The organism is Bacteriovorax sp. Seq25_V, from assembly GCF_000447795.1.
In the GTDB taxonomy this organism is placed as follows: Bacteria; Bdellovibrionota; Bacteriovoracia; order Bacteriovoracales; family Bacteriovoracaceae; genus Halobacteriovorax_A.
This window is the reverse complement of sequence record NZ_AUNI01000019.1, coordinates 115,596-133,132: the sequence shown is the minus strand read 5'-3', so window position 1 is coordinate 133,132 and position 17,537 is coordinate 115,596. Positions and strand designations below refer to the sequence as shown.

Annotated in this window: 19 protein-coding genes; 10 read left to right on the top strand and 9 right to left on the bottom strand. The window is 37.3% G+C overall.

Annotated elements, in window-relative coordinates:
- Positions 1–2: 2 nt before the first annotated feature.
- The 6 genes from queA to M900_RS12025 form a co-directional block, all read right to left on the bottom strand.
- Entirely contained in the window at positions 3–1,043 is a 1,041-nt protein-coding gene (gene queA, locus M900_RS12045; protein ID WP_021275051.1) for a tRNA preQ1(34) S-adenosylmethionine ribosyltransferase-isomerase QueA, read from the bottom strand.
- A gap of 201 nt (positions 1,044–1,244) precedes the next feature.
- Positions 1,245–1,850, bottom strand: coding sequence for a trypsin-like serine protease (locus M900_RS12040; RefSeq protein ID WP_084703588.1), 606 nt, complete (start codon positions 1,848–1,850; stop codon positions 1,245–1,247).
- Between the two features lie 115 nt (positions 1,851–1,965).
- Positions 1,966–2,112: a hypothetical protein gene (locus M900_RS17755; RefSeq protein WP_157680648.1), complete on the bottom strand. Its 147-nt coding sequence runs from the start codon at positions 2,110–2,112 to the stop codon at positions 1,966–1,968.
- A gap of 231 nt (positions 2,113–2,343) precedes the next feature.
- Positions 2,344–3,024 (bottom strand): hypothetical protein, encoded by a 681-nt coding sequence (locus tag M900_RS12035; RefSeq protein ID WP_021275207.1) that lies wholly within the window; start codon positions 3,022–3,024, stop codon positions 2,344–2,346.
- An 83-nt stretch (positions 3,025–3,107) separates the two neighbouring features.
- Positions 3,108–3,479 carry a hypothetical protein gene (locus tag M900_RS12030; protein WP_021275132.1) on the bottom strand — a complete coding sequence of 124 codons (372 nt, stop codon included), beginning with the start codon at positions 3,477–3,479 and terminating at the stop codon, positions 3,108–3,110.
- Positions 3,480–3,531: 52 nt separating this feature from the next.
- A complete protein-coding gene (locus tag M900_RS12025) occupies positions 3,532–3,726 on the bottom strand; it encodes a hypothetical protein (protein WP_021275165.1) in 195 nt (64 codons plus the stop codon).
- A gap of 144 nt (positions 3,727–3,870) precedes the next feature.
- Between M900_RS12025 and lysS the strand changes: the two genes are divergently transcribed.
- Positions 3,871–5,454, top strand: coding sequence for a lysine--tRNA ligase (lysS, locus tag M900_RS12020; RefSeq protein ID WP_021275064.1), 1,584 nt, complete (start codon positions 3,871–3,873; stop codon positions 5,452–5,454).
- Here lysS and M900_RS12015 read toward each other — a convergent pair.
- Positions 5,451–6,005 carry a hypothetical protein gene (locus M900_RS12015; RefSeq protein ID WP_021275139.1) on the bottom strand — a complete coding sequence of 185 codons (555 nt, stop codon included), beginning with the start codon at positions 6,003–6,005 and terminating at the stop codon, positions 5,451–5,453. The genes lysS and M900_RS12015 overlap by 4 nt on opposite strands.
- Before the next feature lie 242 nt (positions 6,006–6,247).
- On the opposite strand from M900_RS12015, the gene M900_RS12010 reads away from it, so the two are divergent.
- On the top strand, positions 6,248–6,934 hold the full coding sequence (locus tag M900_RS12010; RefSeq protein WP_021275108.1) for a hypothetical protein: 687 nt from the start codon (positions 6,248–6,250) through the stop codon (positions 6,932–6,934).
- A gap of 31 nt (positions 6,935–6,965) precedes the next feature.
- Here the strand turns inward: M900_RS12010 and M900_RS12005 are convergent, their stop codons facing one another.
- Positions 6,966–7,712 (bottom strand): ABC transporter substrate-binding protein, encoded by a 747-nt coding sequence (locus M900_RS12005; RefSeq protein WP_021275267.1) that lies wholly within the window; start codon positions 7,710–7,712, stop codon positions 6,966–6,968.
- A gap of 101 nt (positions 7,713–7,813) precedes the next feature.
- On the opposite strand from M900_RS12005, the gene M900_RS12000 reads away from it, so the two are divergent.
- From M900_RS12000 to M900_RS11990, 3 genes are read left to right on the top strand one after another with little or no spacing between them, the layout of a single operon-like run.
- Positions 7,814–9,148 carry an aminopeptidase P N-terminal domain-containing protein gene (locus M900_RS12000; protein WP_021275114.1) on the top strand — a complete coding sequence of 445 codons (1,335 nt, stop codon included), beginning with the start codon at positions 7,814–7,816 and terminating at the stop codon, positions 9,146–9,148.
- Complete coding sequence (locus M900_RS11995) at positions 9,114–9,560, top strand: hypothetical protein (protein ID WP_034732585.1); 447 nt, start codon at positions 9,114–9,116, stop codon at positions 9,558–9,560. Before M900_RS12000 ends, M900_RS11995 begins: the two co-directional genes overlap by 35 nt.
- Positions 9,557–10,735, top strand: coding sequence for an endonuclease/exonuclease/phosphatase (locus M900_RS11990; protein WP_021275249.1), 1,179 nt, complete (start codon positions 9,557–9,559; stop codon positions 10,733–10,735). Before M900_RS11995 ends, M900_RS11990 begins: the two co-directional genes overlap by 4 nt.
- On the opposite strand, the gene M900_RS11985 is transcribed toward M900_RS11990, so the two are convergent.
- Positions 10,732–11,706, bottom strand: a complete 975-nt coding sequence (locus M900_RS11985) for a polyprenyl synthetase family protein (RefSeq protein ID WP_021275093.1) — start codon at positions 11,704–11,706, stop codon at positions 10,732–10,734. The genes M900_RS11990 and M900_RS11985 overlap by 4 nt on opposite strands.
- Positions 11,707–11,884: 178 nt before the next feature.
- Between M900_RS11985 and ubiE the strand changes: the two genes are divergently transcribed.
- Genes ubiE through M900_RS11960 form a run of 5 tightly spaced genes read left to right on the top strand, consistent with a single transcriptional unit; the run spans position 11,885 to position 17,533 of the window.
- Entirely contained in the window at positions 11,885–12,595 is a 711-nt protein-coding gene (gene ubiE / locus M900_RS11980; RefSeq protein WP_021275067.1) for a bifunctional demethylmenaquinone methyltransferase/2-methoxy-6-polyprenyl-1,4-benzoquinol methylase UbiE, read from the top strand.
- Between the two features lie 3 nt (positions 12,596–12,598).
- A complete protein-coding gene (locus M900_RS11975; protein ID WP_021275222.1) occupies positions 12,599–13,936 on the top strand; it encodes an isochorismate synthase MenF in 1,338 nt (445 codons plus the stop codon).
- Positions 13,933–15,648 carry a 2-succinyl-5-enolpyruvyl-6-hydroxy-3-cyclohexene-1-carboxylic-acid synthase gene (gene menD / locus M900_RS11970; RefSeq protein WP_021275113.1) on the top strand — a complete coding sequence of 572 codons (1,716 nt, stop codon included), beginning with the start codon at positions 13,933–13,935 and terminating at the stop codon, positions 15,646–15,648. Before M900_RS11975 ends, menD begins: the two co-directional genes overlap by 4 nt.
- Complete coding sequence (locus tag M900_RS11965; protein WP_021275269.1) at positions 15,648–16,526, top strand: 1,4-dihydroxy-2-naphthoate polyprenyltransferase; 879 nt, start codon at positions 15,648–15,650, stop codon at positions 16,524–16,526. Before menD ends, M900_RS11965 begins: the two co-directional genes overlap by 1 nt.
- Positions 16,523–17,533 (top strand): mandelate racemase, encoded by a 1,011-nt coding sequence (locus tag M900_RS11960; protein WP_021275271.1) that lies wholly within the window; start codon positions 16,523–16,525, stop codon positions 17,531–17,533. Before M900_RS11965 ends, M900_RS11960 begins: the two co-directional genes overlap by 4 nt.
- Positions 17,534–17,537: the final 4 nt, after the last annotated feature.

Genomic DNA, 17,537 nt, shown 5'->3' with positions numbered 1-17,537 from the left:
ATTTACCTTATAATTAACATCGCATCTCCATAAGAGAAAAAACGATATTCCTTTTCAACTGCAATTCGATAAAGCTCTAAGGCCTTCTCTCTTCCCATCAATGAACTAATTAACATTAAAAGTGTCGACTTTGGTAAGTGAAAATTAGTGATCATCCCATCAATACTTTGAACATTCTTTCCTGGATGTAAAAAGATATTTGTTTCATAAGTTTTATTTGTTTCAAAATCATCGCGCTGCCAAACGCTCTCAAGCACACGAAGACTGGTCGTTCCAACAGCAAATCTCTTATTGGCACTTTTAATTTTTTCAAAATTCGCTGAATCAATATGATAAGACTCACTATGCATCTCATGCTCACGAATATCATTTGTCTTAACAGGAGCAAATGTCCCCATCCCCACATGCAAGGTTACAAAGCTTCTCTCAATTCCACGCTTTGCCAGCTTATCAAAAATCTCGTCTGTGAAATGTAGACCCGCCGTCGGTGCCGCCACACTCCCAACTTCCTTAGCATAGACAGTCTGATAATCTTCTTTATCTCTCTCGTCGGCCACCCCGTCACGAATATAAGGAGGAATTGGAATCGTCGCATGTGTATTAAGATAGTTTTCAATATCATCGACATTTACAGTTACGTGAAAAGTTCCATTTATAATTTCTGCAATTGTAATCTCTAGTCCATCGTCGAAAAGAAAACGATCCCCAAGCTTCTTCTTTCCACGCGCCTTAATGAGGCAGTGAAGACATCCTTTATCACTTGGTCTAATCGTCAAAAAGAAAACCTCGACCTGACCACCAGTGACTTTGTTTCCCATCAGACGGCATGGAAAAACCTTACTCTGATTGAGAACAAGCGTTGAATCCTCCGGTAAAAGATCGACAATTTCATGAAACTGGTGATGTGACACTTCATTCTTACTCACATTGTAAACGAGTAACTTTGAATGATGACGCCCTTCCACTGGCCTTGAGGCAATTAAGTGCTCTGGAAGATCATAATCATATGAGTCTAATTGGTAATCTTTTTGATCTTTATGCATGGGCGGGATAATACAAAAAGGCGAGCTATGCGTCCAATAAAAACTCCTAAACTGCTCCATTTAAATGGGGATAATTTTGAAAGTTTCCCTGCTATATTAGATATTTACTGTCATATTATTCGAACCGCCAGAAATAACTTTGTCTATCGCGACTTAATCATTGAGTAATTTAGAGTCCTATCCCCATTTAAATGGATCAGTTTAAAAGACTTCTTTTAAATTGAGAAATGTCCCTTTCCCATAACAGCCTTCTTCACCGCGTAAGACGATCCCAGCGAGCAAATAATTATCATTTTGCTTAACAAAAATCGCTGCACCACTATCACCATGACAAAGATATAGAGGGCCTTCTTCAATTTCACTTAAGGATCCCACTGACGCCCTCACGCGACTGTGACCAAAGACAACCTCACCGTTATCCCCGATTCCACCGATAACGATATCCTCCCCACTTTTTAGCGGAGAAGTATAAACTCCAGAGTATGGTCTTTGAACACTCAATGTCGAAGTTTTTAATAGCGCGATGTCTAGACGACCATGTTCAAAAACCTCTAGCGCACGGGCCCCAGGTTGACCCTTTAGAGTCAGACGCATCAGACGTTTTGTCGACTTTATAGAGGAAAGACAATGCTTAGCAGTGATAATCGTATCATTGTCGAGAATCACACCGGTGCAAAGCAGAGCACTCCCCTCATAAATTCCTACGATATTGCTTTTAAGACGTGGTTCTTCAAAACTTCCCTCAAAAGCAGAAGTCGATAAGGCAGTTCCCAGCATTAATGTTAGAGTGAATATAAAAAATTTCATAAAATCAATTATGACATATTTTTTTATAGCATACGTATAAGATTACTTAATTCAGGTTACTTTCCTTAATCAGTCAATAATAGCAATGGTTTATCGATGACAGCAAAAAAGTGAACTACTTCGCTTTAATGCAACAGATTCTAGTCGAAGCATCGTAAGTACCACCAAGTACGAGACAAGTTGCCTCACTTGGAGCTGGAACACAGACTTGAGCCGAATGGGCCCTCATAGATGCGATAAAGAGTAAAATTAATTTCTTCATAATATATTTATATAATCAGCCTGAAATCAAAGTCAAATGTTTATATTGCACTAAATAAAATCTACAAACTGCTCCAGTTCAATGGTGTTGGGAAATTTACAATATCTATTTAATTTAAGCTAGTTAGACAACTCCGTACAGATAGCATTGACGGCACTACGCAATAGATTGTCTTAAGCCCCCTCTAGTTAAGGGGCTCAGCTGCTAGTAACACCATTCAAAGGGATCACTTTAAAGGAGTTGTTGAAGAGTGTATGACTGCTTGCCATTAGGGCAGTAACCACCAAAAATACGTTGTGAGACAATCCCGTTATTATCTGAAGTATTGGAATGGATGACCTTGATACTCTCAAATCTCTTCGCGTACCACTTATCTCCATTCTTTAAATAAATGAAGTACTCAAAAGTGTCATTGGCATAGAAGCGATACTTGATATAATCATTGCCTAGGGGTTGAATAAGTTTTGGAATATCTGTCGAGCCCGATAGTAGCTGATCACAAGTTTCCTTGATTGAACTATCTTCATGCGTATAAACAGAGTAAGTGAAGTTAGGAATTTTATTTCCGACAGGCTCAAAATTTAAGGGGTCACCATAGCGCGCAGGTGCAGTTATAGAGACGCTGTGGTCTGAGAGTCTACGCTCAGTACTTCCACAATCACTTGAACGTCTCATAAAAGTATAACGACGAGATTCTCCTACTAAACGATTGAAAAATTCAGTCTTATTTTCAAGGGCCTGGCAAATCTTCTTTGCGTACGAGATTTCAGTATCATTTAAAACACGATTATCAGAAATTTTCAGAGCTTCGTTCCCGCTAACTTCAGTATCATCAGATTTTTTTTCAGGGGCTTTAAGGTCACAAGAAGCAAATAGAACAATTAGTGGAATAAGTTTTAGAAACTTAGTCATGAGAATCTCCATCCATAGAAATAAAATTTGTCTCTATTTAGGATAAGGCCCAAGTGGTTTAGGGTCACTGCGCCTTGCGTTACTTAACGACGCTGGCAAGTGATGCGAATATTTTTTGAATAAACTGAAAGTGTTCCCATGTCGCCGCTGAAGCTTGAAGCTGCAATTAGCTTTGAGCCAACACGTGCAGAGATTGTGGTTTCACTAGAGAGGATATCACTGATTTCAATTACAATGAAATCGCCTGAGACTTCTTTCTTGGCCATGCATAACTGTCTTTCTCCAAGCGGGCCTAGGGCCATGACACGAAATTCATTTGCAGACAAAACAATTGAACTTTCTTTTTCGCCGATGGTGAAGACATGACAATCATGTAGGCATGCCATTGGAGTGGCCAAAGAATTAGTAATTGTGACAAGAGAAAATAATATAAAAGAAATGTATTTAAAGAACATATAACCTCAGATGTGAGGCGTTTTGTACTATGGCGAACGCTTGACTGTAAAGCTATTTTATAACTTTGAATTCGGCGTCAATCACATCACCTGATTGTTGTGATTTTTTCTGGGCCTGTTGTTTTTGGTAATACTCATAGCGTGCTCCTTCAGCGGCCTTAGAAGTTTCAGAATAAGCTAGTAATTTCTTAATCGTGCGATAAAGAAAGTAGAACAGAAAAGCTTTGATGATTGCTGAAACTAACATGGTTTTTCTCCGAAGTTTTAAAACACAGTCATAAATTCGTTTTTTTTATCATCAATGTCAAGTCAGGCCCTATACCATGGGAAAAACTTTTGCTACTATTTGCTCCTAAATATCCCAAATTATGTCGTTATGGAGTAATGCAAAATGTCAAATAACAATCAAACAAATCTTATCCACTGGGCCGATATGACAGCAGACAGAATCATCAAGCAGATTGGTGATAAAGATGAGTATGTTGTAGCAAGTGGAATCACTCCATCAGGAACTGTACACTTTGGAAACTTCCGCGAAGTTATTACAACTGATCTTGTAGCGAGAGGTTTAAGAGCTCGTGGAAAGAAAGTGAGATTCATTTTCTCATGGGATGATTACGATACATTTAGAAAAGTTCCGGCAAACCTTCCAAAACAAGATGAACTAAAAAAATATATGTTTCAACCAATCGTTGATACACCAGATCCATACGAAGAGCATGAAAGTTATGCTGCTCACCATGAGCACAGCTTTGAATCACAGCTGGCTAAAGTTGGCGTGCAAGTTGAGCCAATCTATCAAGCAAAAAAATATCGCGCAGGTGATTACAAAGCGCAAATCAAGCACGCACTAAACAGCAGAGACAAGATTAGAGACATTCTTAATCAGTACCGCTCAACTCCATACGGGGATGAGTACTACCCAATCTCTGTTTACTGCGAAAAAAATAAGACTGATGAAACGACAATTCTTTCTTGGGATGGAGAAAAGATGATCAAGTATCGTCATAACCCAACTGGTTACGAGGGAGAAATTGATCTTGAGACAACAAGTCTTGTGAAACTTCCATGGCGTGTTGACTGGCCAATGAGATGGGCATTTGAAAAAGTAGATTTTGAACCAGGTGGAAAGGATCACTCTTCACAAGGTGGGTCATACACGACAGCAAAAGAAATCGTAAAAATCTTTGATTGGAAAACTCCTGTTTATCTCCAATATGATTTCGTTTCAATTAAAGGTCTTGGTGGGAAAATGTCTTCATCAAAAGGTAACCTTGTAACGGTAAACGATGTTTTAAAAGTATACGAACCAGAAATGATTCGTTGGATTTTTGCAAGCTATAAGACAAACGTAGACTTCGCAGTATCCTTTGATCTTGATGTTTTAAAAACATATGAAGACTACGATCGCCAAGAGAGACTAGCTTTTGGTGTTGAAGAAGGTAATGAAAAGAAAGTTGCCATGGCCAAGAGAGTTCTTGAGCTTTCTCAAATTGGTGAGATGCCTGCGACATGTCCAATTCAACCATCATTTAGACATCTTTGTAATGTTCTTCAAATTAACGACGGTGATATATCTAAAGCGCGTGAGGCTTACGCGAGTGAAATTAAAAATGACCGTGATGAAAGAAGATTCAAAGAGAGATCTGAATGTGCTCTTTACTGGCTTGAAAATAATGCGCCAGAGGATTTTAAATTTGCTATCAACAAAGAAAAACCTTCAATTGAGATTTCTGATGATGCAAAAAACTATATTGCCAAACTAAACGATTACCTAAGTGCAAACTGGGATTCAATTGATAGCGATACAGCTCTTCATGAGAAGATGTATGAAATTATGCACTCTCTAGAGCTAAACCCGGCAGATGTGTTCTCTCCAATATATCAACTTCTTATCTCTCGCGAGAAGGGACCTAAGCTTGCTGGATTCATTAGAACAATTGGAAAAGAAAGAGTTTTAAACCTTCTCTCTTAAGCAACTGCTGTAAAACAAATTCCATCTTTAGTTAGGGCCCGTATAGAAATGCGGGCCTTTATATACTGCTTCAGCTTCATCACCAAATCAATATCACTATCAGAAAGTGGATTAATAGAAATCTTGTCAATATGATCATCAGCAGAAATAAGAACAAACTGCTTTGTTAAGTGAGTATGAATAAGCTCCACATCAGTCACCGTGTGACCCACTCGCTTTGCCTCAAGACTTAGTTTATCAATGAGTGCTTTGATTTCTTCATAACTTGAAACAGAACGCTTCTTGCCTGTTATAATATTTGACGAAAAGAGATCTCCCGTTTCGCAAATCACTTTGACGATTAGACATTCTCTTTGAATAAGTCCGTTATATTTAAAAGACTCATTGATAAGTTTAAAATCATCATAATTAGAAATAGGTGTCACAATCTGTGGCACGATCCCACGATAGACAACACCACTTCCATCGACCGTAAAGTTTTCAAACTCGCGAGATTTGGCAATATTGTAGAGAAGTTCATAATCAATGGGGATTTCGTAAGGTCCATTCATATCTCCCCTATCGGCATATAGAAAACCGGCCAAAGCTTATAAAAATCATCTTATTTAAGGGGCAAATTGTTACCAAAAACCACGAGATATGTAGGTATTACACACTCAAAGTGTAAGTTTTCCTACAAAAGCTTACATTCATGGTTTTTTTCAACAATAAAAAAAAACTAAATTGAACAATTAAAGAGAGTTTTTTAAAACTGAATTAAGAAATAAAAATACATTCTGGGAGGGAGTTTTTTATGAAAGGTTTATTAACATTAGTAGTTCTTTTTTTATCACTAAGTGCAAGCGCAGACTATTGTTCAGCGACTTTAAAAGATAGATTTGGTGGATACCTAAGAAGCTTCTCAGAGTTTGGATATAACCAACAAGAAGCATGCCGAGAGGCCCTTAGATCATGTAACTATGAAAAAGTAAGACTTGAATACGATAGGAACTTCTACGGTGCATTCTGTGAAGTAGATAGATTTTCTAATCCAAACCCTTACCCACCAAGACCAACACCAAGAACTTGTGAGTATGAACTAACAAGAGCAAACGGTAACGTTGTTCAAGTTTTCAGAGGAAGAGGGTACGATTCATGTGATGATGCAAGAAGACAGTGTGAGAGAGAACTACGTGATCAACAAAGAAACGGAAGAATGCCAAGAGCATACTGTGCAATGTCAAGACGAGGTGGACATGACAGAGACCTAGTAACAAAAACTTGTCGTGTAGAACAAGTAGATAGAAGAATGGGTCGTGTTGTAAGAGTACACACTGGATCTGCAACAGGTAGAAGATCAGAAGACCTTAAGAGACAAGCTTGCCAAGAAGCAGCGACAATGTGTGCGAGAGCGGTAAGAAACTCAAGAAGTTCAGACGCTTGTGTTGCAAGAGAAACACCAAATGATAGAGATGATGATTTTATAATCCACGGATTCTAAATAATTAAGGCCTACGAAAGTAGGCCTTTTTTTATCTTATTGAATAACGATCTTTTAATTTTTGTAACTCACCATTTTCCTTCATTTTCAATAGTTTCTCATTAAACCTATCTCTCAACTTTCGCCCCTTATCACTACTTGTGAACGCCAGAAATATTTCCTTCTGATAAGATAAGTAACTAGGTGCTGTGGCTATCTCTATTCCTTTTAATTTGTAGTAATCTCTCCAAAATACCAAAACTTCATGGTTATCTGTCATTAAATCGATACGTCCAGCATCAATCATCTTTAGAAGTTGTCCAACTGCTGAGGTAGTTGAGACAACGGAAGTTAAATCAGGATATCTTTTCTGATAGTCCGCAATAGCTTTAGAGTATACAAAGCCCTTTGCTACCCCGACCTTTAGAGGATGGAGCCCCTTTGAAAAGTCAAGCTTCCTTATATTGTCTGACTTAATTGCAACTGAAATATTTGTAGTACTGATAGGTAAAGAGTAAATTAAATTACGATCATTATTCTTATAGACAGCTGGGATAATATCACTACGCCCTGACTCAACTTCTTTAATCGCTCTTTGAAATGATGAAGAACTAAAGTCAATCTGCCAATCTCCAGCATAAATCATTTTTACCAGATCAACAGCAAATCCCGAATGCTGATCTCCATCTTTAACTAAACATGACCACGGACAATAATTGTCATAGATAAACTTGATTCTGCCAGCACTCCCATAGCTGAAGTTAGATAAAAGAGATGAAAATAATATAGTTTTCCACATCTAAACAAAATAACTGATACGACAACGAGTGTCTAAGGAAATTTTGATATATCTTCTACTAAATTTTTGTTAAAATTTACGAAAAAAATAAAGGAAACTATATGCAAAATACAGATTTTAAAGCAAGACGTGAGAAAGTCTTCAACATGATGGAAGATGGGATTGCGATCCTTGGTTCTGCAAAATTCGTAACGAGAAGTAACGATACGGAATATCCATTTAGACAAAATTCAAATTTCAAATACCTTACTGGAATTAATGAGCCAGATTCAATTCTTGTTATGACTCAAAAAGGTGGAGAAAATAAAACATATATCTTCATTAGAAAAAATGATGCTTTTGAAGAGATGTGGGCAGGCAAAAGACTTGGACTTGAAAAAGCACAAGACCTTATGGATGCAGACCAGGCCTTTGACATCAAAGACTTTGAAAAAGAAATCCCTCACCTACTTCTAGGTCACAGAAATCTTTATATGCACTTCCACGAGAGAAGAGATATCTTTGATCTTGCGCAAAGAATTTCAGGTGATCTATTTAATAAGAAGAGAAAAAGTACTGAGCTACCTCCAAGCGAAATTAAAAATCTTGGAGCAATCGTTGAAAGATTACGTTACACAAAAGATGCTAACGAAATTCTTACGATGAAAAAAGCAATGATCGCAACAGACAAAGCACACCGTGCGGCCATGGCCTTCACTAGACCAGGAAGAAACGAAAAAGAAGTTGCAGCTCTAATTCAATTTATCTTTGAAAAAGGTGATAGCCAAGGAAACGCCTACGACAATATTGTAGCGGGTGGAAATAACGCAAATATTCTTCACTATATTGAAAATAACCAAGAACTGAAAGATGGCGATCTCTTTCTTATCGATGCAGGAAGCCAGTTAAACTACTATGCAACGGATATCACAAGAACTTTCCCAGTTAATGGAAAATTCACAGATGTTCAAAAAGACGTTTACGAAATCGTACTTGAGTCGCAAAAAACTGCAATCAGTCATGCCTGGCCAGGAAGAACAGCTCCAGAACTACATCAGTCTGTTTGTAATGTACTCACTCAGGGGCTCATCGACCTTGGAGCTCTTAAAGGAAGTGTTGAAGAGAACCTTGAAAAAGGTACTTTTAGAAAATTCTTCCCACACGGTACGGGACACTGGCTAGGACTTGATGTACACGATCAAAATCCATATATGGATGGCACTGGAAATCCAATGAAATTTGAGCCAGGAGTTATCTTTACAGTGGAGCCAGGACTTTACTTTCCAAAAGGTGATGGCGAAATTCCTTCTCATTTACAAGGAATTGGAATCAGAATTGAGGATAATATCTTGATTACAGACAAAGGTCATGAGAACCTATCTTCAATGATTCCAAAAGAAGTAAAAGAAGTAGAGGAAGCTTGTGAAAAAGATTATATCACTTTTCTTGATTTATAGTTCATATGCCATGGGTGTGGAGTCATTTTCACACCCTACTTGCGAGTTCTACCTCGTCGACAATCAGTTAAATAAAAAAGAAACAACACTCTTGAAATCTAAGCTCTCACAGAGAGGGTATAAATTTGTCAAAGAAGTATCAATGAAGGAAACGATCAATTACATGGCCGATTCTCTCTACGTGGAGACAAGTCGAATTCTTTCGGGAAAAGTCTATAAGGAATGCCTTGTCGAAATAAACATCAAAAAAGCCGAGGGGCCACGTCCTTCCTCAAAAGATAAGTCTCTCTATAAAAATTCAAGCCTAAGAAAATTTCCAAGGCAAACATTCCACGGCAATGAAAGATGCTTCATGGCACTCTCAGACCTTACTTTCGGAATCAATTTTTGTAAGGCAGGAAATAAAAGATGAAATTATTAAAACTACTCTTTATCACTTTAACTCTTTCGAGCTGTTCTCTATTTTTAAGCAAAGATAATACTTTCAAAGTTGTTCATTGGAATATCAAAGAACTAGAAACAAAGAAGGTCGACAAAGACAACGCCCAATTTAAAGCAGTAGAGAGTATTTTAAATTCACTAGAGTTTAATATTTTAAATATCAATGAAATCCAATTTGATAAAATGTACGTTCCTAACTATCGCTACCGCACGACAGGACAAAATGCACAAACGTTCTTACAACTTCTTGGCAAAGATCCAATGGAACATGCGATTAGTTTCTACGAAGCTAACACTGGAAAAAATGCACGAAAAACAAAAGGTTCGTACGAGACTCAACTAACAAGACAAACACGAGGAAAGGCCGACCAAGACAACTTTGGTCTTTACCCTGGGCAGTATTCAAGTGCCGTGCTTTCTAGTTATCCTATCAAAGAAGAGCTAATTATCACAGATCTTCGCTGGCGAGACTTTAATAAAGACATTAAACTTTCAAAGTTTAGAAGAGACAATGGAGAGAAGCTCCCAAAAAACATTCAATTATTTGATAAAGGTTTTAGTGATATCGTTATAGAGGTCAATGATAAAGAAGTTCACTTTATCTCACTGCACACAGTTCCTTCATATCATTTTGGAAATCGCAAATCTCCAAATTATGAAAGGAATCGCGACCAGTTAAGATTTTTAGAGTGGTACTTAACTGGTGGAACTGACATTCCTGTCAATCTTCCAAAGAAATTTCAACATATCAGGCCACTGCCTAAAGATGCTATTTATATTGCAACAGGTGACTGGAATGCTTCAATTGAAGATAATCATCCAGGCTCTATTGTGCTGAGAAGATTGTTTAAGAACACGAATCTATGGATTGATAAGCCAGGCCACACACATGAGCAACAACACTTCGGCAAAGATCGTTTAAAGCTGACACTAGATTATATGGTTTATCAGAACTTAAAAGTAATTGATGCAGGGATTTACTATCCAGATGAAACAAGTGGTGTATGTATCAAAGCAAAAGATATTCCTAGAGAATTTAAGCCGAGAAAAGAAAAATTAGATGAAAGTGCTTGTATTAGTGAAAAGAGTATTGAACTTAAGCGCGCTAGTGATCACTTCCCTATTTGGGCAGTTTTTAAGATTTAAATATCGCGAGTGATAATAAAATCAATAATAAAGTTAAGAGGTGCTAGTCTTTGATCAATCACCTCTTTGCTTTGTCCTTGAGATTCATGATAAGCAGCAATTTTTGATAAACAATCCCTGGCCACATCCATATGAGAAAGGGCGCGAGACTTAACTGTTTCAACAGCTGCTTCGAGGTGACTCTCATTCCAAAGGTCGATAAGATCAGTACCTTCACGATACTTTGCAAATGCTTCAGGGTTTAACTCAAGCCATTCAAGTACAACAGAGTTAACAATATTATTTTTGACATCCAAAAGAACATCTTTTTGAGAATTATCACTATAGTCAAGAGTGTCATCCATCAACTGAAAAGCAAGACCTAGACGACGACCAAATTCGTGAGCACTGGCAACTATTTCAGCAGGAGCTTTACTTATATGAGCAGGGGCCCAAGTACAAAAGCTCATAACTGAAGCTGTTTTATGTTGTGCAATTTTTTCGATTAATTCTCGAGAGTAACTTCTCTCCTCAATCGCATCAGACTGGATCCACTCACCGAGAGCGAGCTCTTTTATAACATCAGACATCTGACGAATGACTTCAATATCACCAAGATGCGCCAACCGGTGAATAACATCAGCAAGAAGATAATCGCCAGCAAGAACCGCTGACTTATTTGAAGCAACAATATTAATTGAAGGCTCACCTCTTCTTTGAGTTGCATTATCAACAACATCATCATGAGCAAGGCTGGCTCCATGAACCATTTCAATGGCCTTAGCACACTCAACCACACCTTCAGACTCGAGAAAGAATAGCTCTCCCATCATGAAAGTCAGCATTGGGCGCAGTCTCTTACCACCAGAGAGGACTGTTTTTTCAAGTAGAGATGAAATAGCCTGAAGACAGTTCGTCCCCTCTACTTTCAACTCAAGTGAATCTATTTTATCTAATACACTCTGTGGTACTGATTCAAAAAAAGATGCCATTACTAAAAAAACTCCAATTATTTCAGCTAGTTTTAACACTTTTGAAATATTTCGTAAACAAGTAATTACCCAGAGAAAATAATTGTCTAACTTGTTAAATATAAAAGGACTCTTGCACATTTATGGCGCCAGGTATAATGTGCGAATAATAGAAAATAAGCAAAAAAAGGAAATTATCGTGTCGAATCAATTGTCGGAAAGAAAGACAGAGTCATACAAAATTTTTGATAAAATCGCAGGAACATATGATCTTTTGAACCACATTCTTTCATTTGGTATTGATATATATTGGAGAAAAGTAGCAATCGCAAATCTTCCAAAAAGAGAAAATCTCAATTGTCTTGACCTTGCTTGCGGAACAGGGGATTTAACTATCGCATTAGCAAAAGCAAAGAATGTTGAGAAAGTGACAGGTCTTGATATGTCAAAAGGCATGGTTGACTTAGGACTCGTTAAAATTAAAAATCAAAAACTTGATAATAAAGCATCAATGCAAATTGGCGATGGTGTTGAAATTCCAACTGCTGATGAAATTTTTGATGTAACAACAGTAAGTTTTGGAATTAGAAACTTTCCAGACCCACAGCGATCACTGGTAAATATGCATAGAGTATTAAAAGAAAATGGCCGTTCGATGGTTCTTGAATTTTCTATTCCAAAGAATTTTTTCTTTAGAGCAATTTACTTCTTCTACTTTAGGTACCTGCTACCATTTGTAGGAAATCTAATTTCAAAACACAAAGATGCGTACAGCTACTTAAATCAAACAGTCGAGGACTTCCCGTATGGAGATGACTTCGCACAGCTTATGAAGAATGCTGGTTTTAAAAATGTACATTATAAAGAACTAACTTTTGGAATTGCAACTCTGTACATTGGAGATAAATAGAAAGTGATTAAACTCTCATCCCTTAGCACAGACCTTTTAAAAGCACTGAAACAAGGTGAACAAAACATCACCAAGGGCAGAGAATTTTCACAAATAATTCTTAAGACAGAAACGACCAAGCTTTCAAGTTTGATCACATACTTTAGCGCTGATTTCAAATTCTATTTTAAAACCAAAGCTGAGCCATCAAAGGAGCTTTTTGCACTTGGAAGTCTCAGCACATTTACATCCCACACAGATAAAAAAGTAATCTCAAATATTCTTAAAGAACATGATTTCATCAAGATTTTAGGGGGCGAGAGATTTAACAAGAAAGAACTTACTTCATCCAAAGAAGATAAATGGGAAGGGCTCGAAGAGATGCTCTACTTTATCCCACGAATTATATTTGAAGAAAATGAAATTAAGATAAATCTTCGAACAAATGAAAACCTCTCGGCCATAACAATCGAATTACTTGAGCTTCTAAGCACTAGTAATGATAGAGACGAGGATAATTTCATTCTATCAAGTAGACTGACACCGAATCAAGAAGAGTGGTCTGCGATGATTGCAAAGGCACACTTCGCATTTGAAGAAAAAATCTTTGATAAGGTTGTTCTTCATCGTCAAGAGGTTGTCACTTTCTCTAACGATATCAACAGTGAAGAAGAGTTCACTAAGCTTGTAAAAGATCAAAACAGCCCAAGCTATCTACTCTACTTTAAGTATGAAAAGAGCAAGGCATTCATGTCAGTTACTCCAGAATGTCTCTTTAGAACTAATGATGGTCTACTAACAATTGATTCCCTTGCTGGAACAATTGCACGAGGAATCACCACTGAAGAAGATGAAGCACTTGCCACAAAGTTATTAAACGACCCGAAAGAATTATCAGAGCATCGCTTTGTAACAAATTACATTACTAATCTTCTAGAGACAAACCATGGCGACAAACTATCTAACTTACAAAAGTCAGGTATTGAAACAATATTAAAGTTAAAATTCGTACAGCATATTCATACCACAATTTCTGCAAACGTTGAAAAAGGAGAAGATATCTCACTTTTGACTTCATTACATCCAACACCAGCAGTTGGCGGACTTCCAAAGAAAAGTGCAATGGACTTCATCTTAGAAAATGAAACTGAAACTCGTGGTTTCTATGCTGCGCCAATGGGATATTTCTCTAAGAATGAGTCAGATATGTGTGTGGCAATTAGATGCGCAAGAGTCAACTCTAACGAAATCGCAATTTATGGAGGATGCGGAGTTGTTAAAGAATCCCTCGCTCTTAACGAGTGGAATGAGACTGCTGTAAAAATGCAAAACTTTCAAAAATTTTTGAGAATAAATAAATGAGTAATATACTAAATGAAAACATCTCTCGCCTTTGGGCATCGATGATCGTTGACGAGTTCGCAAAGAATGACGTCAGAGATTTTTACTGTGCCCCAGGAATGCGAAATGCACCTATACTTGCAGCATCATTTTATAATGAGAGTATTACGCCATATAGCTTTATAGATGAGCGTGCACTTTCTTTTAGGGCGCTAGGAAAAGCAAAAAAGGAACAGAACCCTGTCGCTCTCACATGTACTTCTGGTACTGCGATGGCAAACTTTTTACCCGCTGTAATTGAGGCCTACCGTTCAAACCTCCCATTAATTATCATAACGGCCGATAGACCGATTGAATTAGTCAAAATAGATGCGAACCAAACAATTAATCAAATCGATATTTTTAAAGAGTTTTGTTGCTACACACTAGCACTAGAAGCTCCATCTGAGGCATTAACTCCAAAACGTCTTCGCACACTTATCGCAACGGCAATTGGTAGAGCAAAGGCCCACCAACGCCCTGTTCACATCAACCTCCCTTTTAGGGAACCAATTGATGCGACTCCTGAATTAATAAGCGAATCTTATCTTGAAAGTGCAAAAGAAACATTTCATAACTCACTTTCCAAGAATAAAACGTACTTCTTTAATAACTTCAAACTTAATGCCGAACTTGAAGACCTATTAAAATCGGCAACCTCACCGCTTCTTGTTTTTGGTAAATTTGATAAGCAAGCAAATGGCCAAGATTATATTAAAGCCCTTAAAGAGATCGACATTCCAAAGTATATTGATGTCACTAGTGGGATTAAGTATCACTTCAATCTCGAAGATAATCTCAATCCTTCATTTGATCACAGTGAAGTATTTGAGGCCTACCAAAGAAGTAAGCCAGATCTTATTATTCATATCGGTGGGCGTCTAGTTAGTAAACATTACTACCGCTACCAGGAACTAAATCCACAAATCAAAATCATCCACGTTACTGATTTTGACGAAGATCATGACCCTGGTTTTTCAAATAATATTAAAGTAATTTGCAATCCATTATCATTTCTGGCCGAAGTCAAAAATCTTGGACTAAACAGTTCCCCAGTCATCAACTGGAAAACCTTCACTAATGCCAAGAGAGATATCATCGAAGAAAATGAAATATCATTTCCATACCTCTCAAAGAATATCGTTGAGAAAACTGATGTCGAAATTGATCTACTTATTGGAAATTCAACTGCTATCAGGTCATTTGATCTCTACATTTCGGCAGACTCGCATTATCCAATTACTGTTTTTAGTAATCGCGGGGTTAGTGGTATAGAAGGTTTTAATGCAACTTTATGCGGCCTATGTGATGCTGACGACAAAGCAAAAGTTCTCGTGCTTGGCGATATCTCATTCATGCATGATCTGAATTCTCTTTATATGCTTAAGGAAATGAAAGATAAGAATATTACGATTATTATCGTCAACAATAAGGGTGGTGGAATTTTTGAACTTCTGCCAGTGGCAAAAGAGCGTGACTTTCTCCACCTACTAACAACCCCTCACACTAATAATTTCACTGATCTTCTAAGAGCTTTTGACTATATTGAATATACAAAAGTTCAAAAGAAAATTGAATTCAACGCGATTTATTCAAAGGCCTTAAAACAGAACAAAATTAACTTTATCGAAGTTGAGCTAAACGAAGAGATAAATAAGGCCGTATACGACAAACTTAAAACGGTAAAAATGTAATGATAAAAAAACTATTAAGTGCATCTCGACCAAAAACCTTACCAGCCTCAATCGGGCCTGTAGCAATGGGACTTGCAATAGCCTATTCGCACATTGGAGAAATTAATACTCTTGTCGCCATCTTAACACTTCTGTGCGCAATGTTTTTACAAGTTTCCACAAATCTCATCAATGACTATTACGATGGCGTGAGAGGAATCGATGGAGAAGACAGAATAGGCCCTACAAGAGAAACTGCGACAGGTGGGCTGAGTAAAGAAACTGTAAAGAAATCGTTTATTACTACACTACTAATTTCCTTCATCATTGGCATCTATCTTATGTGTGTTGGAGGACCAACAATCATTGCCATTGGACTTAGTTCTATTCTTTTCGCTTTCATTTACACAGGTGGTCCACTACCTCTCGCCTACTATGGACTTGGCGAAATTCTGGCATTTATTTTCTTTGGTCCGGTAGCTGTCTATGGAACTTACTTTTTACAAACCAATCAATTTCATTACGCACCGATAGTTATGGGCTGTGCTCCAGGTCTCATTAGTGCCGCGATCATGGCAATTAACAACCTTCGAGATATTAAAAGTGATTCAAAAACAACTAAAATCACACTAGCAATTCTTCTAGGGGAAAAGAAGGCCCGTGCACTTGTCCTAATCTTCGTATTACTTTCGTCATTTGTGCCATTCGTTGATATTCTCTACTTCTCGAAGAAATCGACTGTTATCATTACAAGTTTCACGATGTATCTTTTCTTTAAGACATGGAAAGCAATCGCGAAAGATTTTATAGACGAGAAATTTAATAATTACTTAGCAAGCACAGGTAAATATCTCTTTCTTTATGGGCTTGTGTACGCGATCACACTAACGCTACCATGAAAATCCTGATTGAAGAAGGTAGTACGCGTACCCACTATTTCAAAAACCAAATCCCTTGGAAAGGGCAACTTTACACTGAGACCTATTCAAAAGAACTCGACTTCTTCTTTATCGACAACACTAACCAGTACCAGATTCTTGGAGAGGTGAACCAACTTCCTCTATTTTGGAAGGATCAAAAACAGTCGTTACCAACTGAATTAGAACTCAGAAATCTTGCGTGTTTCGATCTAACAAAACCATACTTTAATTTGATTGATGATCTTAAGCTTGATGCCAATTTTCAATTTGCTATCGAACAAGCGCTTCTAGCATTCTTAGATATCAAAAACTTGCTACCAATATATATTAATCTGAATTCCACTCCTCTTGTAGAAGTCTCAGCGCTGCAGACCAAATTTGATGACAATGTCAAAACGAGAGGAACGCAGAAGTTAAAAATTGGTCAAAGAGATAGTATTGCGGAGAATGAACTACTCAAGTCTTTCACAAATACTGACATTAAGTTACGACTTGATGCGAACCGGTCACTTTCTGTGACTCAACTTGAAAAAATTTTAAAAGATATTCCTGCTTCATTGATTGAATATATTGAAGAGCCATTTCTAGACATAAATGAGTGGCAAACTTTCAATAGAAGAAGTGAATTTAAACTGGCGCTAGATGAAACAGTGATAGAAAATAATTTTGATGTAATTTTCTCAAAATTTAGATATTCAATAAAGGCACTTATATTAAAACCTAGTTACAATTCATCAATCTCAAATATTTTTAAATTACTAGATAATGATTCTTTCAAAGAAATAGATCTCGTACTAAGCTCAAGTTATGAACCCGCACAATCATTGAACACACTTCTACATTTGGGTCATATCATAAATAAAAAACGCGGAAATGATGATTTGGCGCATGGGCTTGGCACAATTACTCAAATGCAACAACAAGACCTATTTAGTCCACAAGGAACAAAGGTACAGGCATACACTTTTTCTCATTTTTCTTTATAATATT

Excerpts from the sequence above, each read along its gene's own strand:
- M900_RS11985 (WP_021275093.1), bottom strand. The coding sequence starts at position 11,706 with ATGGCATCTTTTTTTGAATCAGTACCACAGAGTGTATTAGATAAAATA.
- lysS (WP_021275064.1), top strand. The coding sequence starts at position 3,871 with ATGTCAAATAACAATCAAACAAATCTTATCCACTGGGCCGATATGACA.
- menD (WP_021275113.1), top strand. The coding sequence starts at position 13,933 with ATGAGTAATATACTAAATGAAAACATCTCTCGCCTTTGGGCATCGATG.
- M900_RS11990 (WP_021275249.1), top strand. The coding sequence starts at position 9,557 with ATGAAATTATTAAAACTACTCTTTATCACTTTAACTCTTTCGAGCTGT.
- M900_RS12030 (WP_021275132.1), bottom strand. The coding sequence starts at position 3,479 with ATGTTCTTTAAATACATTTCTTTTATATTATTTTCTCTTGTCACAATT.
- M900_RS11960 (WP_021275271.1), top strand. The coding sequence starts at position 16,523 with ATGAAAATCCTGATTGAAGAAGGTAGTACGCGTACCCACTATTTCAAA.
- M900_RS12040 (WP_084703588.1), bottom strand. The coding sequence starts at position 1,850 with ATGAAATTTTTTATATTCACTCTAACATTAATGCTGGGAACTGCCTTA.
- M900_RS12015 (WP_021275139.1), bottom strand. The coding sequence starts at position 6,005 with ATGAATGGACCTTACGAAATCCCCATTGATTATGAACTTCTCTACAAT.
- M900_RS12000 (WP_021275114.1), top strand. The coding sequence starts at position 7,814 with ATGCAAAATACAGATTTTAAAGCAAGACGTGAGAAAGTCTTCAACATG.
- M900_RS12010 (WP_021275108.1), top strand. The coding sequence starts at position 6,248 with ATGAAAGGTTTATTAACATTAGTAGTTCTTTTTTTATCACTAAGTGCA.
- queA (WP_021275051.1), bottom strand. The coding sequence starts at position 1,043 with ATGCATAAAGATCAAAAAGATTACCAATTAGACTCATATGATTATGAT.
- M900_RS12025 (WP_021275165.1), bottom strand. The coding sequence starts at position 3,726 with ATGTTAGTTTCAGCAATCATCAAAGCTTTTCTGTTCTACTTTCTTTAT.
- M900_RS12005 (WP_021275267.1), bottom strand. The coding sequence starts at position 7,712 with ATGTGGAAAACTATATTATTTTCATCTCTTTTATCTAACTTCAGCTAT.
- M900_RS11965 (WP_021275269.1), top strand. The coding sequence starts at position 15,648 with ATGATAAAAAAACTATTAAGTGCATCTCGACCAAAAACCTTACCAGCC.
- M900_RS17755 (WP_157680648.1), bottom strand. The coding sequence starts at position 2,112 with ATGAAGAAATTAATTTTACTCTTTATCGCATCTATGAGGGCCCATTCG.
- M900_RS12035 (WP_021275207.1), bottom strand. The coding sequence starts at position 3,024 with ATGACTAAGTTTCTAAAACTTATTCCACTAATTGTTCTATTTGCTTCT.